A 24,802-nucleotide genomic window follows, 5' to 3' on the forward strand; every position below is an offset into this window, starting at 1 on the left:
GAGTCGCATGGTAGAAATGGATTTGCAACTCATCAAGTTACAAACAAGCCACTACTTCGTGCAACAGCCCGGTTTGGGGCAACGCGTAACTTATTTGGGGCGTTGTTTTTACGACAAGTTTGCTAAGGTAGAAGCTAGTTTGACTTCTGTGCTGATCCAAAAGCATTGGCGCAAGGAAACCACCATCGCGCATAATTTGATCCTGCCTAATAACAAGGTAGAAAATATCGTCTTTGACTACAATGGGCGCACCCCTGATCGCTTTTACCACAAGGCGCAACTCTTATTGCGCGAAGAGGGTTATATCAACTTTACTGCCTACGAGAGCAAAACCCCCGGGCATTTGCATTTGTATGTGCACAAGGGACACACGGAGCTAAGTGAGGGCTATAGGCTAGCCAAGACTTTGTCCATGAAACTAGCCCAAAACCTGCCCAATGAATGGCGCACCTTTCCTAATAGCGATCTTCCCTTGCTTTTCAATATTTTGATCTTGCCCTATGAAGTCTTTGCCAAAGAGAGGGGTTCAAGTTGGGCAAGGCATATGTGATGGACTTTAAAACTTCAAAAGGACAATCTCATGGATAATTCAGAACTCAATAAGGATCTCAACAAACAACTCAATGAGGCGCTAGACGAGCACGAAGTGAAGAGCTCCAAACTCAAGAAGACTTTACTCATTTTAGCAGTGGGTCTTATTATCTTGGGGGTGGTGCTAGTAGTGTTTTACAAGAGCACGCGCGAGCCGGCTAAAAGTGCTGGGAGTCATGAAGAGCATTTGTCAAAGGTGGGCAATCTCCATGACAATAACTTTGATCAAAAGGGCTTTGAAAACTTGACTTTAGAACCCGCCACCCCAAAAAAGAGGAGGACAAGTTCGATCAAATTGTCAAGGATATCCAAGCCAAGCAAGTGCAAAAAAGTGCCAGAACCTCCCATTGTGCTCCCCACCAGCCCCCTAGATAAAAACTCCCCCCCCACCTCCTCCTTTAAAAATAGAACCCCAACACCCCAAACCCCCGCTAGAACAGCCCAAAGAAGCCACCAAAGTCAAGCATGAAAAGCAAAAGCATGAGAGAGAAAAACATGGGCATGAAAAACCAAAGCATGAAAAACATGAAAAGTTAGCGCACAGGAATATAGAGAAAAAAAGCCCCCCCAAAGTGGTGGAGCACAAAAAGAGCGCTCCTAAGGTGGTAGAGCACAAGATAGAGTCTAAAAAGGTGGCAGAAAAACCTAAGGAAGCCCCTAAAGTCGCCAAGAGTGAGCTAAAAACTCCCCCCACCCCCCAACCAAGCCCCAGCCCCACACAACAGAAGAAATCCCCTTTGATCATGTCAAGGGAGAAAAACCAAACGCCCCCAAGGCGCAAGTGCAGGGCGTGCCTAAAGGATTTTACTTGCAGGTGGGCGTGTTTAGCAAAACACCAAATCCTAAGTTTATGGAAGCCTTCATGAAATACCCCCACCAGATACAAAGCGTCAATGGGCAAAAACGCTACTTAATTGGACCCTATAACACAAGAGAACAAGCTGATGCCAAATTGGAAGAAGTGAGCCATAATGTCGCCAAGCCCGTGCATGTAGAGATCAAATAGCCGTCTAGATTTGCTATAATGGGGCTTTTTATTTTCAAGGAGCACACATGAAGATCGAAATTTGCACCCAGAACGCCCCTAAGGCGATTGGTCCCTACTCCCAAGCGGTTGTAAGCCACAACTTAGTCTTTATCTCCGGGCAATTAGGTATCGATCCTAAAAGTGGGGAGTTTACAGGGGGGATCAAAGAGCAGACTAAGCAGGCGATGGAGAACATGCGCGCCATTCTTAAAGAAGCCGGCTTAGATTTTAGCGCGGTGGTCAAAACCACGATTTTGCTCAAAAACCTAGAGGATTTTGCGCTAGTGAATGAAATTTATGGGGGCTATTTTAAAGAGCCCTACCCAGCGCGTGCCACTTTCCAAGTGGCTAAACTCCCCAAAGATGGCTTAGTGGAAATAGAAGCCATCGCCCAAAAATAGGGAGAGAGCATGCAAAAAGATGTCGTGGTGGTGGGTGGTGGCATTGTAGGTTTGAGCTGTGCTTACGCCCTGCATCACGCCGGGCGTGAAGTTACTCTCATCGAACAGACAGATGGGAGTGATGGGACCTCCTTTGGCAATGCGGGTCTGCTCTCTGCTTTTAAAAAAGCCCCTCTGTCTAACCCGGGCGTGGTGTGCGACACACTCAAGCTTATGCTCAAAGGACAAGCCCCTTTGAATATCCACTGGGGACTCAATCCCCAACTCTACAAATGGCTATGGAAATTTGTCAGGAGTGCCAACGCAAAATCTCTCAAGCGCACTTTAGCTCTGTTTGAACGCTATGGCACAATGAGTTTGGAAATCTACCATGAAATGTTAGACAAGGGCATGGACTTTTGGTTTAAGCAAGATGGGTTGTTGATGATCTACACGCTCAAAGAGAACTTCGAGAAAAAGATCAAAGCCTGCGCGCATTACGATCCTAACACCTATGAAATCTTTGATCCTAGAGCTACGCTAGACTACATGCCCATAGCGCGCGAAGAAAACATCTGTGGGAGTGTGTTATTAAAAGAAAACGCCCATGTGGACGCTAGGGAAGTGATGGAGAGTTTACAGGGGTATTTACAAAATGCCGGGGTGGAGTTTTATTACAACGAAGAAGTGCTAGACTTTGAGTTTAACACCCAAAAGATCAGCGCGATCACCACTAACCACAGGAAGTTTAGTGCCGACACGATTATTTTAGCCACTGGGGCTAGCCCTTATTTGCTCAAAAAAACCCATAATGATTTTTTGATGATGGGAGCTAAAGGTTATAGTCTGACTTTTGAAATGCCCGAAGAGCTCAAACCTAAAACTTCCTCTCTGTTTGCCGACATTTTTTTAGCCATGACCCCGCGCCGCCACAGCGTGCGCATCACTTCCAAACTTGAGCTCAATACGAACGATCCCGGAGTTGTGCGCGCCCAAATTGACAATATTAAGAAAAATTTCACCACCTTTACGCGCCCTTTTGAGATGCAAAATGTCCAAGAATGGAGCGGGTTTAGACCTCTTACTCCCAATGACATCCCCTATTTGGGTTATGATGCGCACTATAGCAACTTGATTCACGCCACGGGCTTAGGCTGGCTGGGGATGACCTTTGCTCCAGCGGTGGGCAAGATCATCGCGGAATTGATCGCTTGTGGTTGCAATGAAAAGAGCGCGGATATTATGCTCTTTTCAGCCTTTTTTAGAGAATGAATACCCTCAATTCCATTTTAGAAATTATCAGAGAGTGGGTGTGGGGCTTACCCTTATTAGTCTTGTTGGTGGGCACGGGGCTGTTTTACACCCTTTTGCTCAAGGGGATTCAATTTAGCAAGGCTTTCCATGCCTTCAAAGTGCTTTGCACGCGCGACAAACACTCCCATGGCGACATTTCACAATTCTCCTCTTTGATGCTCTCCATTGGGGCGACCGTGGGGATTGGGAGCATTATTGGGGTGTCTGTGGCGATCGTGATGGGAGGGGCGGGGAGTATTTTTTGGATGTGGGTTACGGGCATTGTGGGGATGGCGACCAAATACGCTGAGGGGGTGCTCTCGCTCAAATACCGCGAAGTGGGCAAATTTGGTTACAAGGGCGGTCCGATGTATTACATCAAAAACGGACTACACATGCCCAAGCTCGCCTTTGTCTTTGCCCTATTCACCTTGATCGCCTCCTTTGGCATTGGGAGCATGACTCAGGCAAACGCTGTTTCTTCTATTCTATTACACCACGCCTCTATGCCCACTTGGCTCTCAGGCGTGCTTATCACCTTTATTACGGGTCTAATCTTAATGGGAGGGATCAAATCTATCAGCAAGTTTAGCGATTATTTCGCGCCTTTCATGGTGCTCTTGTATGTGCTCACCACTTGCTATATCGTGCTCACCCACCCTAGCGCGGCTTTAGACGCTTTGCAACTCATCCTCGCCCAAGCCTTCCACCCCCAACCACTCTTAGGGGGCGTGGCTGGAGGGGTGAGTTTATTGAGCATTATCCAAATCGGGGTTTCTAAAGGACTTTTCTCTAATGAGGCGGGTATGGGGAGTGCGGCTATTGTGGCAGCTGCCTCTAAGAGCGCGCACCCGGTCAAACAAGCCTTAATCACCATGTTACAACCCTTGATCATCACCATGGTCGTTTGCACTTCCACCGCGCTATTGGTGCTCATGACCCCAGTTTATCACCAACTCCATGACGCGAATTTACTTACCTATGAGAGTGTGCGTTATTTTTACCCTGATGGGGGCTGGATTGTCTTTGCCTCTATTATTTTCTTTGCCTACTCTACCATTGTGGGCTGGGCTTATTATGGAGAACGCAGTGTGGAATTCACCTTTGGGGCTAATTACATCATCGCTTACCGCCTGCTTTATTTGGTAGGCATTTTTGTGGGCGCGCTCACCAAGTTAGAATTTGTGTGGAATTTTTCTGACATCGCCAACGCGCTGATGGCGATCCCCAATCTCATCGCTTTGCTCTTACTCCATAAAGTCGTGTTGGCTGAAACCAAGTCTTACTTTAGCGCGTTGCAACAGGGTGTCTATGCAACCCACACGCGCTAGCTATGTGGAGATTGACACCCACGCTCTAGCGCATAATTTCCAAGTCATGCGCGCATTGTTAGGGAATGAGATAACTATTATGGCGGTGGTGAAAGCGAACGCCTATGGGGTGGGGGTGTTGGAAGCTAGTCATATTTTCTTAGAGCAGGGGGCGGGGTATTTGGGGGTGGCTACCTACGATGAAGCCCTAGAATTGCGCGCGCGCTTTGAAAAAGCGCCTATTTTAATTCTAGGTTTCACCCCCAGCCATATGGCACAAGGACTCATCCAAGCTAATATCACCCAAACCCTCTTTTGTGAAAAGCAGGCACGCTATTTCTCTGAGGTCGCATGCCAATTAGGGCGCAAATTCAAGGTGCATATCAAAGTGGATACGGGCATGAGTCGCTTGGGCTTTTTCCCCACTCAGCAAAGCGCGCTTGTAATCGCCAAGATCGCCCAGCTTAAAGGGTTAGAACTAGAGGGCATTTTCACCCACCACAGCAATGCGGACGCGCTCTATAAAACTTACGCCCATGAGCAAGCCACGCGCTTTGTAGAATTTATAGATCAACTCAAAGGCATGGGATTAGAATTTAAATACCAGCACATGGCTAATAGCGCGTGCGCACTGAGCATGCCCAGCTATGGCATGAATTTAGCCCGCGTGGGCTTGGCTCTCTATGGTTTGCACCCCTCCATATACACCCAAGATGCCCTAGAGAAAAAGGGATTTTCTCTGCGCCATGTCCTCACCCTCAAAGCCCAGATTGTGAGCTTGAAAGACATTCCAGCGGGCAGACTGGTGGGCTATGGAGAGGATTACTATTGCATGAAAAATACCCGCGTAGGGGTTTTACCCTTAGGCTATGGGGATGGTTTTTCTAAAATTTTGGGCAACAAGGCTTGGGGGCTCTTGCATGGGCAAAAAGTGCCCATCATCGGGGGGGTGTGCATGGATCAATGCTTTATCAATGTGGGCGATATAAAAGCCCAAGAGGGCGATGAGGTGATTCTCTTGGGCGAGCCTGCAAGTGGGGCAATGGGAGCAGGAGACATCGCTAAAATCTTAGGCATTATCAATTATGAAGCTATTACCATGCTCACTAAACGCCTCCCGCGCGTGTATTTAGCTTGAAAGCAATAAAAATCATGTGCGCTAACCCCTTGCATGCCATCACCACGAGTATGCTATTTTTGCTTCTCTCTGCTATCAATGGTCTTGCCATTGTGCAATCACCCAAAGTCAAACTCATGTTTGGGGATATTCTCACGCCTCTTTGGATTTGGTATTATGGGCATGTAGCTAGTCTAATCTTAGGGAGTTGGCCTAAAAAACCCCTTGCAATAGGGGTGGCTTGGGCTCTTGTGATCCTCTCCTTGTTTCTCTTTAGAGTTTACGGCTATACGCATATCTATGACTTCAAGGTCTATTTACCGCCCCTAGTGATCACGACACTATGGGCATGTTTTTGTGTGAGATGGACGCATTTGATGTTGGGAATCTTTCTAGTGTTATATGTGATCTTTGTGCTCTACATTGACCCTAACAATATCCGCAATCCCCAAATCATAGTGGTGTTTTTCTATCTATGCCTATGGTATGGCTTTTGGTTTTGGGCTCTGCGCTATTTGCCTCTAGCTCTCGTACTGGTTTTTGCCTCATTGGGGCTTGTTTTCTTGGCATCATCTTTAGCTATGTAAGATGGAGTTACTAATGTCTCTTTCACCCAGTCAAGAATAAGGTTAGGCACGCCAAGTCCAACTTCTTAGAAGTTTACGCACACCCATCACTCTTTAAACAGGACATGCTAATGAGAGCTCTTAAGCGCACACCAAACACGGCGTTCTTTGCCCTTGCAGATGTCAATATTCAAACCCATCGCCTCAAGCTCTTTGGAGCTGTGTTTCTTTTTAGCCTTAGCTAGATAGCCACGCACCTGCTCGCGCATGTGGGAGAATTCTCTCCAACTCATCTTTTTTAAATTTGTTTGTGCGCTCTGAGCAAAAGCCTTTTTAAACTCTTTTTTGTGCTCCTCATCAAGTGCTCTCAAGCGTTTCACCACTTCCATGCGGTAGTTAAGAGCCTGACTAGCTGGCAGAGTGCCCGCGATTTTAAGCAACTCCTCATCGCTCAACTTAGCAAAATCCTGTCCCCAAGCCAGCCCCACAGCCAAGAAAGCTAATATTAAAGTGCGTTTATGCATGCCCATCCTCTCAAATGTATTACCCTGAGTATTGTAACATGGATTGCTGATGTTTTCTGAGCAGTGAGCCCGTTTGTGATATAATAGTGTCTTATTCTATTTGGGAGAATTGCCATGCAACAAGTCTTAGAAAAGTTAGAACAAGAGATCAAAACCACTAAGCGCGCATGCCGTTTGGCTAAAAGTGTGCTAGAGGAGGGCTTAGACATTCAAGCCGAAGTTACAGAGTTGCACGCCAAATTTAGCGCGTTGTTAGAAGCGATCGCTCATTTTAGCCAAGCCCTAGATGAGCATTACGCTAGCTTAGAGGACGACTCCACCCTAGAGCAAGCTCTCATCCAACTCAAACGCATTAGAGCTAAATTAAGCACCCCTTTAGCCAGCCTAGAGCAAGCCAGCAGTGCAAAAGAGGCGTTAGACTCTCTAGCCCCCTTAGAGCAAAATATCTTAGATATAGAGGGCGTGCTAGCCGCTCTTAAAGATCACCCCGCCTTAAATACCCCCACTAGCCCCAAAGCCCCACCAAAAATGGCTAAAAAATACCACCCCCAAAGCAAGGAGGAGCTTAAAAAATTAGTCGCCGATGAGAGCGTGCATTTGGGCGAGATTGACATTAGCCAAATCACGGATTTGAGTTTTGTGTTTTCTAATTTCTCTGGGGGGTATGCCCCAGCCTTCACCCGTAAAAACTTTGAAGGGCTGGAAAATTGGGACACTTCGCATGTAAGCAATATGCGGGGCATGTTCTATAACGCCATACACTTTAACCACAAGATTTCTCAGTGGGATGTGTCTAAGGTAAAAGACATGAGCCACATGTTTCAGCGTTGTGAGAACTTTAATAAATCATTGGATGATTGGGATGTTTCTAGCGTGGAGAACATGGAGGAGATGTTTCACGGGTGCGAATCTTTTAACCAACCTTTTCAAAATTGGGATGTTTCTAGGGTAAGAAGCATGAAACGCATGTTTTTAGATTGCTATAAATTTAATCAGCCCTTAAATGACTGGAAGATTTCTAATGTAAAGAATATGGATGAGATGTTTAAGGGTTGCGCAAATTTTGACCAGTATTTAACAACTTGGAATTTTTTTATTCTTAATGTTGAAACTTACGAGAATATGTTTGAGGATTGCGAACGCCTTAATGGTCATGACCCATTGACTTTTCACGAGCGTAAATAACCCAGACCCCCAAGGGACTTAAGGGGGCTCGCGCCTTGTTAGGGCTACACTTAAAACTAGACTAGGGGATCATAGGGCTTATTAAGGCTAAGACTTAAGGCTAACCCTACGCCCCAGCCCCAACTTTTGCTATAATCCCCCCCATGCAAAACTTTAAGAAAATTTTACTCATTGGTTCGGGTCCTATTGTCATTGGGCAGGCGTGCGAGTTTGACTACTCCTCTAGCATTGCCCTTAAAACGCTTAAAAGCTTGGGCTATGAGGTGGTGTTGTTAAACTCTAATCCTATCACCATCAACACCGATAAAGCCCTAGCCTATAAAACCTACATTGAGCCCATCAACACGGCAAATGTGCTTAAAATTGTCCAGCAAGAGGGCATAGAGGCGATTTTACCCACCATGGGTGGGCAAACAGCGTTAAACATCATGGTGGAGTTGCACCAGCAGGGGCATTTTGAGGGCGCGCTTAAGAATGTCAAACTCTTAGGGGCTAAGATTGAGAGCATTTTAAAGGCAGAGGATCGGCGGGCGTTTAAAGAGTGCATGCAAGGCATTGGGCTAGATTTACCCAAAGGGGGGTATGCCTATAGCGAGGAGGAGGCTTTAGCGGTCGTTAAAGAGGTGGGCTTTCCTTGTATTATCCGCTCAAGTTTTACGCTAGGGGGGGAGGGGAGCAGTGTTGCTTTTAACATTGAGGAGTTTAGAGACTTAGCCAAATTTGCCCTAGAAGCCTCGCCCATTAGCGAAATTTTGATTGAAGAGAGTTTATTAGGCTGTAAAGAGTTTGAAATGGAGGTGGTGCGCGATTGTAAGGATAATTGCGTGATCGTGTGCTGTATTGAAAATGTCGATCCGATGGGCATCCACACGGGCGATAGCATCACCATAGCCCCCGCCCTGACTTTGACCGATAAAGAATACCAACGCATGCGCGATGCTAGCTTTGCGGTGTTGCGTGCGGTGGGGGTGGATACAGGGGGGGCAAATGTGCAATTTGCCATTAAAGATAGGCGTTTATTAGTCATTGAAATGAACCCACGCGTTAGCCGTAGCTCCGCGCTAGCCAGCAAGGCGACTCTCTTTCCCATCGCCAAAGTCGCCACACTTTTAGCTCTAGGACACACTTTAGAAGAGATTCAAAATGACATCACCCAAAGCACCACTTGCTTTGAACCCACGCTAGATTATATCATCACTAAGATTCCGCATTTTGACTTTGAAAAATTCCCCCAAGTGGATACCACTTTGGGCACTTCTATGAAGAGCATTGGGGAGGTGATGGGCATTGGGGGGAGCTTTAAAGAAAGTTTGATGAAAGCCCTAGAGAGTGATTACCTCTTAAAGAATCTGCGCGCCTTTTTAGAAGATTCTTTAGATTTGGAGTTTTTGAAAAAAGAATTGCGCCGTCCTAACCCCAAACGCTTACTTTATGCCATGCACGCTTTTAGCGATGGCTTAAGTGTGGATGAGGTGCATGCTCTTTGCTACATTGACCCCTACTTTTTAAATGAGATCAAAGAAATCGTGCAAGCCTTGCTAGAGTTAAAAGAGGCTGACAAACAAGCCCTATTAAGCGACAAACAAGCCCTATTTAGGCTTAAGAGCATGGGTTTAAGCGACGCGTTGATTGCTAGTTTCTTAGGTATCGCTGAGTTAGAGGTGCACCAAGCTAGGGAGGCACTGGACTTGCACCCCAAAATGTACCAAGTGGATTTGAGCGCGAACGAGTTTAAAAGCCCCACGCCTTATTTATACAGCACCTACGCCCCCTTTTTTCCCGCCCACAACAACCCGCCCAAATCCACCCGCTCTAAGGTCATCCTCATCGGCTCGAGTGCCAATAAAATCGGGGTGGGGATGGAGTTTGACTATGCTTTGACACATGCCAGCCTTGCGCTTAAAAAAATGGGACTAAGCCCTATCATCATCAATAATAACCCAGAGACCATTAGCACCGATCATGACACCAGCGACACGCTTTATTTTGAGCCTATCACCCTAGAGCATGTTTTAGAGATTGTAGCACGCGAGAGAGATCATTTATTAGGCGTGGTGGTGGGTTTTGGGGGGCAAACCCCGCTTAAAATTGCCAAAGACTTAGAAGCCTTAAATATCCCCTTGTTAGGCACCGCCTTTAAAAACATTGAGATCGCCGAAGAGCGCGATTTATGCCATAAGCTACTAGATAGCTTGAATATCGCCTACCCCAAGGGGCTGTGCGCCAACTCTAAAGCACAAGCCCTAGAGTATTTAGAAAGGCTAGATTTGCCCTTGATCTTGCGCCCTAGTTTTGTGCTAGGGGGGGCAAAATGCGCATTTTACGCAGCAAAGAGGAGTGTTTAGAGTACATAGAAAACTACAGCTTTGAGACTAGCCTGCTCATGGATGCCTTTTTAGAGGACGCGCTAGAGCTAGATGTGGATGCCATTTGCGATCAAAAAAGCGTGTTTGTGTGTAGCGTGCTAGAGCACATCGAACCGGCCGGTATTCACTCCGGGGATAGCACTTGTTTTATCCCCCCTGCTTTAAGCTCTGAACTCTTAGATGAGGTCTATAGCCAAACAAAGAAAATCGCTTTAGGTTTGCAAATCTTAGGGCTAGTCAATATCCAATTTGCCTATAAAAATAACCAACTCTTTGTGCTAGAAATCAACCCCCGCTGCTCGCGCACCGTGCCCTTTGTCTCTAAAGCTTTGGGGCTAGACCTTGCGGCAATGGCTATAAGCGTGATGGTGGGACAACGCCTAGAGGACTTTAAGGGGCTAGAAAATAAAGGCGGGGGGTTGTTCTTAGCCAAGCCCTTAAATTATGTTTTTGTCAAAGAAAGCGTATTCCCCTTTAATAAACTCTATGGGGCGGATTTGGTGCTAGGACCTGAGATGAAAAGCACGGGCGAGGTGGCGGGGGTGGGGCACACTTTAGCCGAAGCCTTTTACAAATCCCAGCTGGCTTGTAATAACCCCATTAAGCTCTCCGGGAATCTCTTTGTGTCCTTGAAAGATAGCGACAAACAAAGGGCGATGCCTTTAATGCGCGCTTTTGCTAGCCTTGGCTTTAAGCTCTATGCGACCACGGGCACCCATAAGGCGTTATTAGCTGAGGGGCTAGAGAGCGTGCAGGTGCTTAAAATCTCTGAGGGGCGACCTAATATTTCAGATTTCATGCTCAACCAGCAAATAGACATGGCGATCAACACCAGCGATCGGGTGAGCGAAGATTCTAAAATCATCCGCATGCAGGTGCTCAAAAACAAAATCTCTTACTTCACCACGCTTAAAGCCGTAGAAAAGGTGCTTTTAAGCCTGTTAGAATACTCCAAATTCAAGCACAACCCCCCGGTGAGTTTGCAGGAGTTACAACAATGACTTACATCTGGCATGATAGGAGTAAAGATTAGGCATTTTTGCTATACTGCACCCTTTTAAGGGGTATGCATGCAAACTTATGGCTTAGATTATTGGGGCAAAGAGGATTTTCTCATTGAGGGGGGTTTGGTTAAAATCAATGCCGGGTGCAAGCCTAGCTTATTAGACATCGTGCTAGACATGCGCGAGCAAGGTTTTAAAGGACCTTTGCTTTTGCGCCTCCCTCATTTAATTGGCAAACAGGTTGAAAAGCTTTTTAACATGTTTTCACAGGCGATTAAGCAGTATAACTACAGCGGGGCTTTTAAGGCAGTCTTTCCCCTCAAGGTCAATCACATGCCCCATTTTGTGTTGCCTTTAGTGGAGATTTCTAAGCAATTTAAGGGGTGTTATGGCTTAGAGGCAGGGAGCAAGGCAGAGCTCATTTTAGCGATGAGTTATATTCAAGAGGGCGCGCCTATTACAGTCAATGGCTTTAAAGATAAAGAAATGATTGAGCTAGGTTTTATCGCTGCGAGCATGGGCGCTGACATCACTTTGACCATTGAGGGGCTCAATGAGCTTAAGACTATTTTAGAGGTGGCGCGCGCGCGCGGGATTAGCAGTAGCAAACTCTGCCCTAAAATTGGCATTCGGGTGCGCTTGCACAGCTCAGGGGTGGGGATGTGGGCTAAGAGCACAGGCATTCATGCCAAATTTGGACTAGCTAGCACCGAGCTATTAGAAGCGATGCGCCTTTTAGAAGATCACGCCCTCACCGCACAGCTACGCATGATTCACTTTCATATTGGTAGCCAAATTAGTGACATCACCCCTCTTAAAAAAGCCCTTAAAGAAGCGGGCAATATTTATGCCGAATTGCGCAAAATGGGAGCGTTTAATTTAGATAGCGTGAATATTGGGGGCGGGTTAGCTATTGAATACGCCCAGCACAAACACCAATGCGAGCGCAATTACACCTTAGAGGAATTTGCCGGGGATGTGGTGTTTTTACTTAAAGAGATTGTCAAACACAAACAAGAGTTAGAACCTAATATCTTTATTGAATCGGGGCGTTTTATTAGTGCCACGCATGCCGTGCTGGTCGCCCCCGTGCTTGAACTCTTCTCTCAAGACTATGATGAGAGTATTTTACACCTCAAAGAGCACAACCCCCCCCTAGTGGCGGAGATGGAGGACCTCTACCACAATATCAATGCTAAAAACGCCATTGAATACCTGCATGACAGCCTAGAGCATATGGAATCGCTTTTTACCCTCTTTGATTTGGGTTATATTGATCTGCAAGATCGCAGTAATGCGGAGGTGCTAGGGCATCTCATTATCAAAAAAGCCATTGGGTTTTTAAGCCATAAAGATCACAATGACATCATTAAAATCCAAGAGCAGGTGCAAGAACGCTATTTGCTTAATTGCTCCTTTTTTCAGAGTTTGCCCGATTATTGGGGTTTGAAACAGAGTTTTCCTGTGATGCCTCTGCACAAACTAGAGAGCGCGCCTACTAGAAGTGCGAGTTTGTGGGATATTACATGTGATAGCGATGGGGAGATTAGCTTTAATAAAAATAAGCCCCTCTTTTTGCACGATGTGAATGTGCGCGAGGAGGAGTATTTTCTAGGCTTTTTTCTAGTAGGGGCATATCAAGAGGTGCTAGGCATGCGCCATAATCTCTTCACCCACCCTACTGAGTGTTGCGTGTATATCCATGATGCAGATAGTCAAGAACCCTACCATATTGAAAATATCATGGAAGCCCAAACTATCTTAGATGCGCTAGAGGATTTGGATTACGACACTAAAGAAATTGAGCGACTTTTAAAGCAAAAGATCGAAGAGAGCGATTTATTAGACTTAGAGGACAAACAAGAGGTGCTAGGACGACTCTATGTGATGCTGAGTGAAAATGGGTATTTGCGCACTTTGGCTCTGCAGGATTAAAATTTTCTAAAACTATTCCCCACCACCAATAAAGAACTTAAGCTCATGCTTAAAGCGGCTAGGGGGGGATTTACCAATCCACACAGCGCACAAGGGATGAGCAAAGCGTTATAAAGCGCGCTGATGAGCAAATTTTGGCGCACGCGTCTATGGGCTTGTTTGGCGATTTTAAAGGTGTTAAGCACGCTTGCAAAAGAGGTGTTTAACAAAATCACATCGCTATGCAAGAGACTTAAGTTGTGCCCTTCATACATGCACAAAGACACCTGACTTTGAGCCAGAGCGGGCGCATCATTCATCCCATCGCCCACCATCGCCACGATTTCCCCGCGTGCTAACGCGCTTTGGATATGTTCTAGCTTTTGCTCAGGGCTTAGGGGGGCGTGGCAGGGGATATTAAGTTCTTTGGCGATATGGTGCGCCTGCACGCTGGCATCTCCGCTTAAAATTTCTAACTCTAGCCCCATGTTTTGCAAGGCGCGCACACTCTGCAAGCTGTCGGGTTTGAGCGGGGCGTGCAGGCTAAAGAGGGCTTTAAGCTCCCCATCTACGCTATAGGCAAAGTGGCTTTCTTGAGTTTGCTGTGCAATCTCTATCCCTTGTGCGCGCAAGTAATCCACACTCCCCCCTAATAAGACATGCCCATCAATCACCCCCCTTAAGCCCCCCACTTCTTGACTCAAAGACTCTAGGGGTGTGCTAGCTTGGGGCTCTAAGTGTTGCTCCATCCATGCACGCACTCCCTTAGAGATGGGATGGGGGTTATTTAAAAGCAAGCTCAAAAGCCAATGGGGGTTGTAATCTGCATAAACTTTACAATCTTGCACTTGGAGCGCGGGCGTGGTGAGTGTGCCGGTTTTATCTAAAAACACACGCGTAACTTTGGCTAAAGTTTCTAAGCTTGCGGCTTGTTTGCATAAAATCCCCTGCTTGAAAGCGCGATTAGTTGCCAACACTAAAGCGATCGGGGTGGCTAGGGCAAAGGCGCAGGGGCAGGCGATGATGAGCACACTCACGCTAACCACTAGCGCGCGCTCCCACACCCCGCCTAAAAAACCCCAACCTAGCAAGCTAGCTAGAGTGATGAGGAGCACGATCTTTGTGAAACGCTGGGCTAGCTTATCTGCATGCAGTTGAATTTGGGGCTTTTGGGTGAAACTCTTTTGGATGAGGCACACCATTTGGCTTAAAAAAGATTGTTTAAAGGGGGTATGCACGCGGTAGATAAAACGCGCTCCCACATTGCTATAGCCTGAGAGAATGGGATCATTGGCGTGCAGACTCAAAGGGGCGATTTCTCCATTGACAATTTGGCTATTCACTTGCGCGTGTGCGCTCAGTAACACCCCATCTAATGCCACGCTCTCCCCACTGAGCACCTCGATGCGATCGCCTATTTGAACCTGCTCAGGAGACACCACACAGCGTTCTATCTCCCCCCCCTCCCCTTCGCGCAAGAGCATGACTTGCAGATTCAAACTATCCTGCAAACCATCTAGCATAGCATTAGCCCTATGTTTTGCCTTGAGCTCTAAGAATTTAGAAATAAAAACCAGCGTGATAATCATGCTCACCGATTCAAAATAGGGGTCTTGGGCGTGAAAGGTAGCGTAGATGGAATAAATATAGGTCGTGAGCGCGCCCAAACTCACACTTAAATCCATGCCAAAAAAGCCATTTTTCAGCCCATAAAACGCCCCTTTTAAAAACCCTGCGCCCGTGATAAAGAGGGTCAAACTGCTCAACACCCACGAGGCGATATTGAGTTTAAAACCCATACTTGTATCCATCCCAGAGAAATAGCCCGCGTAGTTAGCAATGGCAATCCACATCACATTCATGGTAGAGAAAATGCCCACCACTAAAGCCACATAGTGGCGGTAATATTGTTTTTTTGCGTCTCTTTCATGCACTTTGGGATCAAAGATACGCGCATGGTAGCCAATCGCCTCAATGGTGTGCAGCACTTTTGAGAGGAGGATGAGCTGGGGGTCAAAGCGGATATACGCCCTATGCGTGGTGTAATTGACCTGCACGCTCTCTATCCCCTCTTGTTTTAAGAGCACATGTTCAATGAGCCAAATACATGCCGCACAATGGATATTTTCTAAAATTAAAGCCACCTCTAACAACCCCCCCTCTAAGGGCGTGCTGAAAGCCTGCAAGAATTGGGGGGTGTCATAATGGGTGTAAATGTCTTGGGGAGTTTGCACAGGCTGGAGAGTTTTATCTCCTAGTTTGTCATAAAAATTCTCTAGCTCCAAGGAATGCAGTAAAAAATACACGCTCTCACAGCCCGCACAGCAAAAATACAAAGTTTGCTCAGGGGTTGACACCTCTTTAAGGGCGCGAGGGGGGTAGGGTAATTGGCAATGCGCGCAGGGGATTTTATCCAATTTGCGCCTTAATGCTGTAAGTTTGGGCACAGGCGTAAATGCTAGCCACCTCAGAGGTTACATCGCGCTGATCTTTGGAGTTGTGGGTGATTAAGGGAGCTTGGATTTCTAACAAACTTTTAGAACTCTTACGCGCACAGCAGAGCACTAAGCTAGCTTTTTTATGCGCAAAAGGATGCACAAAGCGCAGACTCACAGGGTTGAGTTTGGCATTTTGCAGGGCAAAAAGTAGGGCATCGCTCAAGCTGGCATGGTAGCAGAGAATAAAGTAGCCTTGAGGTTTTAAAAGGCTATAGACTTTAGCGCACAGCTCATCTAAGGGCAAAAAGCTTTGGTTAGTGGCGCGCGCAATCTGGGGGTTAGGACTTTGGGGGCTGTTGTGGGGGTAATAGGGCGGATTGGAGAGAATGCAATCGTAAGTATCAAGACTGGCTTGTAAAAAGTTAGCACAAATCACGCGTGCATGGGGGGCGTGTGCGCTGTTTTTCTGAGCACAAAAAGCCAAATTGGGGTCAATTTCTAGCAAGTCTAGGGGATTGTTCCATTCTCTAGCGCACAATAATCCCACTACCCCACAGCCCGCGCCCACATCTAAGAGTTTGGCGTGTTTTTTGATAAAGGGGCGGGCAAAATGGGCTAAAAAGAGACTATCGCTATTGTAGGCATACCCTTTTAAGGGTTGGTAGAGCCGCAAGAGTGCCATGTGAGCAGGTCGTGGTCTAAGATTTGGGCATGCAAGGGGGTGAAGTGGGCTTGTGCGTGGTGGGGGATGGGCTGGTGGGGTTCTAGGGAGGTGTTGGTATGAGTTAAGAGCATATCAATATGATCTTGCAAGCTCTCTAGCAAATGCCAACCTCCCTCAATGATATTAAAGCCTTTTAACAGGGGTAAATCCTGCACGCGGGTGTGTAGTTGCACTGCGCGCCCACCCACGCCAAAGAGGGGTAGAGTGCGATCTATAATAGGATTTCTGCTCAAAATCGCCACATCACAAAGGCGGTCTTGATAAAGGGGATTAGCAAAGCGGTGATCAAGCAAGGGGCGATCGGTGCGCGCGCTCTGCCCGGAGATGATGAGAGTATTGGCCACCCCGCGCTGGTTATGGCTGAAAGCTAAACTCTTTGCCCCCGAAATCTTGCCCTGATAATTGCCATCTAATCTCGTGGCGATCTTAAACAGATTAAACACCCCCTTACTAGATAGGCATTTAAAGGGGGTGAGCAAATCATAGCAGGCGGGTAAGTCTAGCACCACAACCTCAATCCCGGCTTCTTGTAAGCGTTTTAGTCCGCCCATTGCTTTGGGGTTTTGTTCGCGCGCGCCCACGATAACGCGCTTAGGCTTGATTGTGCTCAACAGAGCCGCGCAGGGGGGGGTTTTGCCAAAGTGGTTGCAGGGCTCTAGGGTAACTAAAAGGGTGCACTCTTTAAAGAGATCGCTATGGTGTTGGGCTAGAAAGTCGTAATTGGCTTGCTTGTCTAAGGGGTCAATGTCCTTAGGAGCGGGGGTAGGGCTAAGCGCGTTAAACGCCTCTGCTAGGGCGCGCACTTCGGCATGGGGGGTGTGCGCTTTGGCGTGGGCTTGCAGGCTTAAAAGCTGATAGTTTTGATCTAACACCATGCACGCGACACTAGGATTGGGCAAAGCTAAAGTTTGCACCTCCCAAGCCTTTTTTACGCAAGCGTGCATTAAAAGAGAAAACAAGACTTGCCTTTAGTGGAAAAAGGGCAGAGCTAAAAAGCTCTTGATCACGACCGCGTTAATAATATCCACAAAAAACGCCCCCACTAGGGGCACGACTAGAAAGGCGACATGACTATGCCCATAGTGGGTGGTGATAGTTTGCATGTTCACCATCGCGGTGGGGGTTGCGCCCAAACCAAAGCCACAATGCCCCGCGCTCAAAACCGCCGCATCGTAATTTTTGCCACAGACTCTAAAGGTTACAAAAATACTATAGAGAATCATCACCACCACCTGCACGCTCAAAATAATCATAATGGGTAAAGCTAAATGCGCGAGTTTGAGCAAATCGATACTCATCAAAGCATAAGCCAAAAAGAGATTCAAGCTCACATTCCCAATCACACTCACTTCGCGATCAAAAACCTTATGAATTTTAGAATAAGAGAGCAGATTGCGCAACACCACCCCCACAAACAAGCACCATACAAAGGTGGGCAAGGTTACCCCGCCCACCTTGACATGCGCCATTTTAGAGATCAGAGTGCCCACTAATAACGCGATGCTTACTAGGGCTAAACTCTCTATGAAACTGCTCGCGGTGATCAAGCGTTCTTTTTTGGGAGTTTCAAAGACACTGGGGGGCTCTTGCTCCATGCGCTCCCTATCTTGCTGGCTGGGTTCTAGCCTGTATTTTTTAATCAAATAACGCGCCACAGGTCCCCCAATGAGCCCCCCGCTCACTAATCCAAAGGTCGCGCAAGTGATAGAAACCTCTAGGCTTTCAGCAAAATTGTGGGGGGCTTTGACAAAGACATCAGACCACGCCGCGCTGGTGCCATGCCCGCCAATGAGCGAGATCGAGCCCCCCAAGAGTCCCATCAAAGGATTAGCTCCAATGAGGCTAGCAATCCCCACCCCCACAGCATTTTGCACCACCACAAACACCCCCACGACCGCGACAAAAATGCCTAGCATTTTGCCCCCCTTTTTCAAAGAGGCAAAATCCGCGCTTAGACCAATGGTGATAAAAAAAAGTCAACATAAGCGGGGTTTTTAAAGAAGAGTCCAACACCAATTTAAAATCGTAAAATTTATGCGCGATCAAGACAGCTAAAGCCACCAACACTCCCCCCACCACCGGCTCAGGGATGTCGTAATCGCGCAGGAATTTGATCTTAGAGATGATCCAACGCCCCAATAATAACACCCCCACCATGCACACCAAAGTCCCATAGACATCTAAAGAGATTGTGTTCACCGCTTACCTCCATTTAATTAAAGCGTAAAATATTTATCCTATAATAGCACATCTAGATCGTGTTATCCAAAAGGGAAGAAATGTTCAGTGTCTTGCAGATTGGGGCTGGGGGAGTTGGTAGCGTGGTTGCCCACAAGCTGTGTCAAAATCGCCAAATTTTTAATAAAGTGGTGTTGGCTAGCCGCACCCTTGCTAAATGCCAACAGATCGCTGGGGATGTCAAGGCGAGGGGTTTGGGCGAGGTGGTGTGCGAACAGGTGGATGCGGACAGCGTGCAGGAGGTGGTCGCCCTCATTGAAAAACACCAGCCTAAGGTGGTGATCAATGTCGCTCTACCCTACCAAGATTTAGCCATCATGCAAGCTTGCTTACAAACCAAGACCAACTATCTAGACACCGCTAATTACGAACACCCCAATGTGGCGGGTTTTGAATACAAGGAACAGTGGGCGTTTGACAAGGCTTTTAAAGAAGCCCAGATTTTTGGTTTGCTGGGGAGTGGTTTTGATCCCGGGGTTACCAATGTCTTTTGTGCCTACGCCCAAAAGCATTATTTTGATGAGATTTACAACATTGATATTTTGGATTGCAACGCAGGTAACCACCCATACCCTTTTGCGACCAATTTTAATCCAGAGATCAATTTAAGAGAGGTGAGTGCTCCGGGGCGTTACTATGAAAATGGGGCTTGGGTGGAAACTAAACCCCTAGAGATCAAGCAAACTTGGGCGTATCCGGGGATTGGCGAGCGCGACTCGTATCTGCTCTACCATGAGGAGTTGGAGTCCTTAGTCAAACACATTAAGGGCTTGAAGCGGATTCGTTTCTTCATGACTTTCTCAGAGAATTATTTGAATCATATGCGCTGTTTGGCTAATGTGGGTATGCTCAATATTGAGCCCGTGGAAGTGCCTACTACGCAAGGGGGGGGCGCGCAGGTTGTGCCCATTCAGGTGCTAAAACAACTCTTGCCCGATCCAGCCAACCTTGCGGGCAAGACTACGGGTAAAACCAATATCGGGTGCTATATCCATGGGAGCAAGAACAAGCAAGAAAAAAAGCTCTATATTTACAATGTCTGCGATCACCAAAAATGCTATGAGGAAGTGGGTTCGCAAGCTGTTAGCTACACCACGGGCGTGCCCGCTGTAGTGGGGGCGATGATGATTTGTAAGGGCATTTGGGGGGGAGAAAACTCTAAGGGCGTGTTCAATTTAGAGCAACTCGATCCCGATCCCTTTTTGGAGGAACTCACCAAGCAGGGCTTGGGTTATGAGATGATTGAACGCTAGGATTTTGGGGACTCTGGAGGCTTGGGGACCAAGCGCACTTTAATCAGAGGTGGTTGTTTTGGTGTATTTGGGGAGATTTTGGCATGGGTGCTTTGTGCGCCCATGGGGTTATTGGTCAGCCATTATGGCTTTGAGCATCGGCTCTGCTTATTATTTTGGTTTGCTAGGCACTTATTGGGCACTGACCGGGGAGTTTACCCGTTGGGGCGGGCATCTCTTGGGTGCTCTAGGTGTCAACACCCACACACTGGGCTATTTCCACATCATCGGTTTACATGGCACACCCCTAGATCGCATCGATGGGATGATGTTGCTTGGTATGTTTGCCGGGGTGTTTTGTGCGAGTGCTTGGGCGGGGAGTCTTCGATTTGTGTGGTTTGCTAGCTACCAACAGGCTTTAAGGGCATTTGTAGGCGGGGTGCTAGCTGGCTTTGGGGCTAGGCTTGGCATGGGTTGCAATTTGGCGAGTTTTTTAACCGGAATCCCCCAATTTAGCCTGCATGCGTGGTTTTTCACTGTGGCTACCCTATTGGGGGTTTATGGGGGGGTGAAGGTGTGCGCGCATGCCTGCGATCTTGGCACTCAGGGGTATAGCGTGCCTTTGGGGAGGGGATTGGGGGTCGTGATCTTTATCTTCGTGTTAGCATGGATAGCGTATGGCGCACTTTTTTCTAACGCCAAATTAGCCTGTGCGCTAGGCTTTGGTTTGGGTTTTGGCTTTATCGTAGCTAGGGCGCAAATTTGTTTCACCAACGCCTTTAGAGATCTGTTTCTTTGGGGTAAAAGTGGGATGGTCTGCGCGCTGGTGGTGGGCATGATGGTCTCTAGCATAGGGGTTTTTAGTTACATCAATTTGGGCGTGCCCCCTAAAATTATGTGGGCTTCTCCGGGGATTTTTCTAGGGGGCTTGCTCTTTGGTTTAGGGATTGTGCTTGCTGGGGGGTGTGAATGCGGTTGGATGTATAAGGCGATGCAAGGGCAGGCGCATTTTATTGTGGTGGGAGTGGGCAATATTGTAGGGGCAAGCTTGGTGGCTTTGAGCTGGGATCACTACGCCTCTTGGATCACAAACTACCCCAAGATCAATCTATTGCGTGTTTTTGGCAAGCTAGAGGGATTAGCTTTGCACTTTGGGTTGCTCTTGCTCTTATTATTGGGGGTGCTAGGCATTGCTTATGCCAAAACCCGCTCTAAGCCGTTGTAAATTTTGTGTTAGTATGCGCTCTTGGGAGCGATCGCGTGAATGTCAAATTGGGTTTATTTTACATGGCTTTGAGCGCGCTGAATTTGGGGATCATGAGCGCCTTGATCAAGGTGATGAGTGGCTATTACTCGCCCTTAGAGAATGTGTTCTATCGTTCCACCTTTATGCTTGTCTTTTTACTCTTGTTTTACTACTTCAAACCTTTTAGCTTCAAGGCGCATAAAAGGGGGGGAGGGTGGTTATTGCTAGGACGCATGATGATTGGGGCAGTGGGTATGGTCTTGTTTTGTTACAATATCAGCACCATGCCACTAGGCACAGCCACCGCCTTTAACCAAAGCGCGCCCCTTTATGCTATCATCATCGCCGCCTTTATTTTCAAAGAGCCTGTGGGCTTGCGCTTATTCTTGGCTGGCTTTTTGGGTTTATTGGGGGTGATCTGTATTGCCAACCCTAACACCAGCGGGCTAACACAAGCGCAGGTGCTATGCGGTGTGCTCAATGGTTTATTAGTCGCCATCGCCTACACAAGTTTATACCGCCTGAAAGAATATTACGATGGGGCTTTTGTGGTTTTTATCTTCAGTGTGTGCATGAGTGCTTTGGGGTTTTTGGGCTTTTTAATCCACCTACCCCCCCTATCTTCTGGCTACCACCCTATGCGCTTTGAGGGGGCTTGGTGGCACTGGGATGTATGGGTGCTAGCTGGGATTGGGCTTTCTGGGGCTTGTGGACAATATTTTTTGACTAAGGCTTATATGAACGCCCCAGCGGGCTTGATTTCCCCTATGAATTACACCCGCTTGGTTTGGAGCGTGATCTTTGGGATCATGTTGGGGGATCACTGGCTAGGAGCACTAGAGGGAGTAGGCATGGGCTTGATCGCGCTCTCAGGGATTCTTACCACCCCCCCTAAAGCCAGAAGTTAACCCTTATTTTCTAATGTGCGCATACAAGTCAGACATCGCATCGATGCGATAGCAAATTGGATAAGGGCATAAGTTTTAGCTTTATTGTAATGCGTGATGAGCACTGGTGTGCCCGCAAAGATCATGGAGTTTTGCCATAGACTAGAGGGGTAATCTTGCTGTGTGGCGTAATAGGCTAGCTTGGTGGACACGGCGCGCACAGAGGTATTAGCCACAATCACACCCCTAAGCACCATGCTAGGGTAATGGGGAATATCCATACCCATATAAATGCGTTGCAAGGCTTGGGGGTCGTGCTGTGTGGCGTCTTCTTGATAGCCCGGGGTGAAAAAGCTATATTGCATCCAAAAGACTTCTTTGTGATTGCGTAATGCCTTCATTGTTTCCCAAGGGACATACCATCGTTTTAAATAGGTGCTTTTGAGTTTACTAGGGGAGGGAATGGGCATAAAATTAGCTAAAACAAATACAGTTCTTAAAAATCGTCTTGTATTTGCGCTTGCACAAAATCCAAAATCTCAAAACTCAAGCGGAACTTGTCCGTGCGCGCGCTGCGGCGACATGCTTGTATGCCCAAAAAATACATCTGATTTTCTAGCGATCCAAAGGGGTTTTGCTCTAAGGTATTCAAACACACGACAGCACACCCCTTCCCTCCCTTTTGAACACTCTCTAAGAGTTTTTGGGCGTTGTACAAGCCTTGCTCTAGATTTTCTTCCGCCTTGAAAGCGATTTTATAAAACCCCTGTAGGGCGCGCAATATATCCACATTTTGCACACATTCCAAATTCCAACGCGCGCCTAAATCCTGTTTTTTGAGTTTGCCCGCATGGGTTTGAGCGGGTTTGTAATCGCTAATGGCAGCGAGCATAAATAAAAGTGGGGGGTTTTTAAGGTCTTGTCTAGCTTGCAATGCCTCTAAATAGTCTTGCGCGCTTTTAACGGCGATGCATTCTATACTAGCGGGCAAGGCTAGGGGAAAAATGCTAGAAACCAAGCGCACCCGCGCGCCTTTGAAATAGAGAGCTAGGGCTAGCGCACTAGCTTGCAAACCGCTAGAATGATTAGAAATACAGCGCACCGCATCAATGTTCTCCACACTCCCTCCCCCTGTAACCACCACCTCTTTGTCCTGCCAAAAGGATGTGTGTTCTAGCGCACGCACCCCCGCACACACGATCTCTAACACTTGCGCCATCGCGCCCTTGCCTGTGGTGTTGCACGCGAGCAAATCCACTCTAGGCTCTATAATCTCACAGCCCAAAGCCTTTAAACGCGCTAAATTTTCTTGAGTGGGGCGCGCTAGCAACATCTGGGTATTCATGCTAGGGGCTAGAATCTTGGGCGCGTGGCTGGCTAAAAACGCGCTACACAGCACATTATCTGCTAAACCATGAGCGAGTTTGGCTACAGTGTTGGCACTAGCCGGGGCGACCACCACTAAATGCGCCCATGTAGCATAGCTAATGTGGTTGGTACATAGCCCCTCTTGTAAATTCCAGCGTTCTGTGCTGGGGGTGAGCACGCTAGCATGGCTTAAAGCTTCAAAACTCAGAGGCTGGACAAATTGGCATGCGCTTGCGCTCATCACCACGCGCACCTGCGCGCCCATTTTCATAAACACGCGCACCAATTCTAAGGACTTATAAACCGCAATAGACCCACTCACCAATAATAAAATCCGCTTGCCCTTGAGGGGTGTAGTAGCATAAAGCCAATCTAAGGTGTCAAGCATGGTGATCTAGGCTTGCGATCATGTTTAAGAGGGTGGGCGCGTCTAGCTTATCCGGGTTATCTAAACTATTGTAGCTAAAACCCTCAGCCACCTCCACCCCGCACTCCCCCAGTAGGGTTTTGCGGTAATCTATGGGGGTTTGGAAGGAAATCGCCGGTTCTAAGATGTAGAAGTGTGCAAATTCTAGGGCTTTGTCATCTGAGCTAATCATCACTTCGTGCAATTTCTCCCCGGGACGCACGCCTATAATCTCTAGGGGCAGATGGGGGGCAAGGGCTTTAGCCAGTTGCACGATCTGCATGCTGGGGATTTTAGGCACAAAGATTTCTCCTCCATGCATGCGCTCTAAACTTTTGAGCACGAAATCCACCCCCTTTTCTAGTGTGATCCAAAAGCGCGTCATGCGCGTGTCAGTGATAGGAATACTTGGCGCGCCTTGCGCCACAAGCGATTTGAAAAAGGGCACCACGCTCCCCCTACTCCCCACCACATTCCCATAGCGCACCACGCTAAATTTTGTGCGCGCCTTGCCTTTCATGTTATTGGCACTGGTAAAAAGTTTGTCGCTACAAAGCTTAGTCGCGCCATAGAGATTAATGGGGTTGCTCGCCTTATCAGTGCTCAAAGCGATCACATGACCTACTTGGGCTTGCAAACACGCTTCAATGACACAACTCCCCCCCAAGATATTAGTTTTGATACACTCTAGAGGGTTGTATTCGGCAATGGGGACATGTTTGAGTGCTGCGGCATGGATACAGACATCCACCCCCTGCATCGCTGCACAGAGTCGATCTTTATCGCGCACATCGCCCAGAAAGAAACGCATTCTAGGATCGCTATAACGGCGCGCCATCTCGTATTGCTTGAGTTCATCACGGCTATAAATGATGACTTTTTTAGGATTATGTTTTTGCAACAGCGCGCGCGTGCATGCCTTGCCAAAACTCCCCGTGCCCCCTGTAATGAGCACGCTTTTGTGTTCTAAAAAGTCCATAAGAACC

Annotated in this window: 20 protein-coding genes and 2 pseudogenes; 14 read left to right on the forward strand and 8 right to left on the reverse strand. The window is 47.5% G+C overall.

All coding sequences use genetic code 11. The features are described from left to right. Positions 1 to 7: 7 nt before the first annotated feature. From EAO37_RS02405 to EAO37_RS02435, 8 genes are all read left to right on the forward strand, one after another. A complete protein-coding gene (locus EAO37_RS02405; protein ID WP_120951340.1) occupies positions 8 to 550 on the forward strand; it encodes a DUF1882 domain-containing protein in 543 nt (180 codons plus the stop codon). 30 nt (positions 551 to 580) lie between these two features. Next, entirely contained in the window at positions 581 to 1,060 is a 480-nt protein-coding gene (locus EAO37_RS09525) for a hypothetical protein (RefSeq protein WP_240451701.1), read from the forward strand. A gap of 321 nt (positions 1,061 to 1,381) precedes the next feature. Beyond that, positions 1,382 to 1,597, forward strand: a complete 216-nt coding sequence (locus tag EAO37_RS09530) for an SPOR domain-containing protein (RefSeq protein ID WP_235853087.1) — start codon at positions 1,382 to 1,384, stop codon at positions 1,595 to 1,597. Between the two features lie 47 nt (positions 1,598 to 1,644). Further along, positions 1,645 to 2,019, forward strand: coding sequence for a RidA family protein (locus EAO37_RS02415; RefSeq protein WP_120945818.1), 375 nt, complete (start codon positions 1,645 to 1,647; stop codon positions 2,017 to 2,019). Between the two features lie 9 nt (positions 2,020 to 2,028). Beyond that, entirely contained in the window at positions 2,029 to 3,270 is a 1,242-nt protein-coding gene (locus tag EAO37_RS02420) for an FAD-dependent oxidoreductase (RefSeq protein ID WP_120945816.1), read from the forward strand. Further along, a complete protein-coding gene (locus EAO37_RS02425; protein WP_120951342.1) occupies positions 3,267 to 4,622 on the forward strand; it encodes a sodium:alanine symporter family protein in 1,356 nt (451 codons plus the stop codon). The genes EAO37_RS02420 and EAO37_RS02425 overlap by 4 nt, the downstream gene beginning before the upstream one ends. Beyond that, complete coding sequence (gene alr / locus EAO37_RS02430; protein WP_120951344.1) at positions 4,603 to 5,739, forward strand: alanine racemase; 1,137 nt, start codon at positions 4,603 to 4,605, stop codon at positions 5,737 to 5,739. The genes EAO37_RS02425 and alr overlap by 20 nt, the downstream gene beginning before the upstream one ends. A gap of 14 nt (positions 5,740 to 5,753) precedes the next feature. After that, complete coding sequence (locus tag EAO37_RS02435) at positions 5,754 to 6,305, forward strand: hypothetical protein (RefSeq protein WP_120945810.1); 552 nt, start codon at positions 5,754 to 5,756, stop codon at positions 6,303 to 6,305. Between the two features lie 107 nt (positions 6,306 to 6,412). Here the strand turns inward: EAO37_RS02435 and EAO37_RS02440 are convergent, their stop codons facing one another. Continuing rightward, positions 6,413 to 6,808 carry a DUF1104 domain-containing protein gene (locus EAO37_RS02440; RefSeq protein ID WP_120945808.1) on the reverse strand — a complete coding sequence of 132 codons (396 nt, stop codon included), beginning with the start codon at positions 6,806 to 6,808 and terminating at the stop codon, positions 6,413 to 6,415. 114 nt (positions 6,809 to 6,922) lie between these two features. Between EAO37_RS02440 and EAO37_RS02445 the strand changes: the two genes are divergently transcribed. The 3 genes and pseudogenes from EAO37_RS02445 to speA all read left to right on the forward strand — a co-directional run bounded on the left by EAO37_RS02445 (position 6,923) and on the right by speA (position 13,298). Beyond that, positions 6,923 to 7,993, forward strand: coding sequence for a BspA family leucine-rich repeat surface protein (locus tag EAO37_RS02445; protein ID WP_120951346.1), 1,071 nt, complete (start codon positions 6,923 to 6,925; stop codon positions 7,991 to 7,993). A gap of 143 nt (positions 7,994 to 8,136) precedes the next feature. Further along, positions 8,137 to 11,360, forward strand: a pseudogene (carB, locus tag EAO37_RS02450) (carbamoyl-phosphate synthase large subunit). Positions 11,361 to 11,429: 69 nt separating this feature from the next. Continuing rightward, complete coding sequence (speA, locus tag EAO37_RS02455) at positions 11,430 to 13,298, forward strand: arginine decarboxylase (protein WP_120951348.1); 1,869 nt, start codon at positions 11,430 to 11,432, stop codon at positions 13,296 to 13,298. Here speA and EAO37_RS02460 read toward each other — a convergent pair. From EAO37_RS02460 to gltS, 4 genes and pseudogenes are all read right to left on the reverse strand, one after another. Further along, entirely contained in the window at positions 13,295 to 15,694 is a 2,400-nt protein-coding gene (locus EAO37_RS02460; RefSeq protein WP_120951350.1) for a heavy metal translocating P-type ATPase, read from the reverse strand. The two genes, speA and EAO37_RS02460, sit on opposite strands and share 4 nt — an antisense overlap. Beyond that, positions 15,687 to 16,397: a methyltransferase gene (locus EAO37_RS02465; protein ID WP_205589733.1), complete on the reverse strand. Its 711-nt coding sequence runs from the start codon at positions 16,395 to 16,397 to the stop codon at positions 15,687 to 15,689. Before EAO37_RS02465 ends, EAO37_RS02460 begins: the two co-directional genes overlap by 8 nt. Next, positions 16,367 to 17,383 (reverse strand): bifunctional diaminohydroxyphosphoribosylaminopyrimidine deaminase/5-amino-6-(5-phosphoribosylamino)uracil reductase, encoded by a 1,017-nt coding sequence (locus tag EAO37_RS02470; protein ID WP_120951496.1) that lies wholly within the window; start codon positions 17,381 to 17,383, stop codon positions 16,367 to 16,369. Before EAO37_RS02470 ends, EAO37_RS02465 begins: the two co-directional genes overlap by 31 nt. A 24-nt stretch (positions 17,384 to 17,407) precedes the next feature. Beyond that, positions 17,408 to 18,638 (reverse strand): annotated as a pseudogene (gene gltS / locus EAO37_RS02475) (sodium/glutamate symporter). Between the two features lie 80 nt (positions 18,639 to 18,718). Between gltS and EAO37_RS02480 the strand changes: the two are divergent. The 3 genes from EAO37_RS02480 (at position 18,719) to EAO37_RS02490 (ending at position 22,063) form a co-directional block, all read left to right on the forward strand. Continuing rightward, positions 18,719 to 19,930 carry a saccharopine dehydrogenase family protein gene (locus EAO37_RS02480; protein ID WP_120951353.1) on the forward strand — a complete coding sequence of 404 codons (1,212 nt, stop codon included), beginning with the start codon at positions 18,719 to 18,721 and terminating at the stop codon, positions 19,928 to 19,930. A 61-nt stretch (positions 19,931 to 19,991) separates the two neighbouring features. Beyond that, positions 19,992 to 21,134 carry a selenium metabolism membrane protein YedE/FdhT gene (yedE, locus tag EAO37_RS02485; protein ID WP_120945820.1) on the forward strand — a complete coding sequence of 381 codons (1,143 nt, stop codon included), beginning with the start codon at positions 19,992 to 19,994 and terminating at the stop codon, positions 21,132 to 21,134. Positions 21,135 to 21,139: 5 nt separating this feature from the next. Beyond that, the gene (locus EAO37_RS02490) at positions 21,140 to 22,063 is read left to right on the forward strand and encodes a DMT family transporter (RefSeq protein WP_346427013.1); all 924 of its coding nucleotides are present in this window, start codon (positions 21,140 to 21,142) and stop codon (positions 22,061 to 22,063) included. Here EAO37_RS02490 and EAO37_RS02495 read toward each other — a convergent pair. The 3 genes from EAO37_RS02495 to pseB form a co-directional block, all read right to left on the reverse strand. Further along, complete coding sequence (locus tag EAO37_RS02495; protein WP_240451702.1) at positions 22,060 to 22,443, reverse strand: SH3 domain-containing protein; 384 nt, start codon at positions 22,441 to 22,443, stop codon at positions 22,060 to 22,062. The two genes, EAO37_RS02490 and EAO37_RS02495, sit on opposite strands and share 4 nt — an antisense overlap. 95 nt (positions 22,444 to 22,538) lie before the next feature. After that, positions 22,539 to 23,798, reverse strand: coding sequence for a bifunctional phosphopantothenoylcysteine decarboxylase/phosphopantothenate--cysteine ligase CoaBC (coaBC, locus tag EAO37_RS02500; RefSeq protein ID WP_120951358.1), 1,260 nt, complete (start codon positions 23,796 to 23,798; stop codon positions 22,539 to 22,541). Further along, positions 23,791 to 24,795 (reverse strand): UDP-N-acetylglucosamine 4,6-dehydratase (inverting), encoded by a 1,005-nt coding sequence (gene pseB / locus EAO37_RS02505; RefSeq protein ID WP_120951360.1) that lies wholly within the window; start codon positions 24,793 to 24,795, stop codon positions 23,791 to 23,793. The genes coaBC and pseB overlap by 8 nt, the downstream gene beginning before the upstream one ends. Between the last annotated feature and the right edge of the window lie 7 nt (positions 24,796 to 24,802).

Origin of the sequence: Helicobacter sp. L8, assembly GCF_003660355.1 — a bacterium.
GTDB classification, from domain to species: domain Bacteria; phylum Campylobacterota; class Campylobacteria; order Campylobacterales; family Helicobacteraceae; genus Helicobacter; species Helicobacter labacensis.

Bases quoted from the DNA above. Each gene is read 5' to 3' on its own strand.
- EAO37_RS02480 (WP_120951353.1), top strand. From the start codon at position 18,719: ATGTTCAGTGTCTTGCAGATTGGGGCTGGGGGAGTTGGTAGCGTGGTT.
- EAO37_RS02465 (WP_205589733.1), bottom strand. From the start codon at position 16,397: ATGGCACTCTTGCGGCTCTACCAACCCTTAAAAGGGTATGCCTACAAT.
- EAO37_RS02445 (WP_120951346.1), top strand. From the start codon at position 6,923: ATGCAACAAGTCTTAGAAAAGTTAGAACAAGAGATCAAAACCACTAAG.
- EAO37_RS09525 (WP_240451701.1), top strand. From the start codon at position 581: ATGGATAATTCAGAACTCAATAAGGATCTCAACAAACAACTCAATGAG.
- EAO37_RS02440 (WP_120945808.1), bottom strand. From the start codon at position 6,808: ATGCATAAACGCACTTTAATATTAGCTTTCTTGGCTGTGGGGCTGGCT.
- coaBC (WP_120951358.1), bottom strand. From the start codon at position 23,798: ATGCTTGACACCTTAGATTGGCTTTATGCTACTACACCCCTCAAGGGC.
- EAO37_RS02415 (WP_120945818.1), top strand. From the start codon at position 1,645: ATGAAGATCGAAATTTGCACCCAGAACGCCCCTAAGGCGATTGGTCCC.
- EAO37_RS02425 (WP_120951342.1), top strand. From the start codon at position 3,267: ATGAATACCCTCAATTCCATTTTAGAAATTATCAGAGAGTGGGTGTGG.
- pseB (WP_120951360.1), bottom strand. From the start codon at position 24,795: ATGGACTTTTTAGAACACAAAAGCGTGCTCATTACAGGGGGCACGGGG.
- speA (WP_120951348.1), top strand. From the start codon at position 11,430: ATGCAAACTTATGGCTTAGATTATTGGGGCAAAGAGGATTTTCTCATT.
- alr (WP_120951344.1), top strand. From the start codon at position 4,603: ATGCAACCCACACGCGCTAGCTATGTGGAGATTGACACCCACGCTCTA.
- EAO37_RS02470 (WP_120951496.1), bottom strand. From the start codon at position 17,383: ATGCACGCTTGCGTAAAAAAGGCTTGGGAGGTGCAAACTTTAGCTTTG.
- EAO37_RS02435 (WP_120945810.1), top strand. From the start codon at position 5,754: ATGTGCGCTAACCCCTTGCATGCCATCACCACGAGTATGCTATTTTTG.
- EAO37_RS02405 (WP_120951340.1), top strand. From the start codon at position 8: ATGGTAGAAATGGATTTGCAACTCATCAAGTTACAAACAAGCCACTAC.
- EAO37_RS02495 (WP_240451702.1), bottom strand. From the start codon at position 22,443: ATGAAGGCATTACGCAATCACAAAGAAGTCTTTTGGATGCAATATAGC.
- EAO37_RS02420 (WP_120945816.1), top strand. From the start codon at position 2,029: ATGCAAAAAGATGTCGTGGTGGTGGGTGGTGGCATTGTAGGTTTGAGC.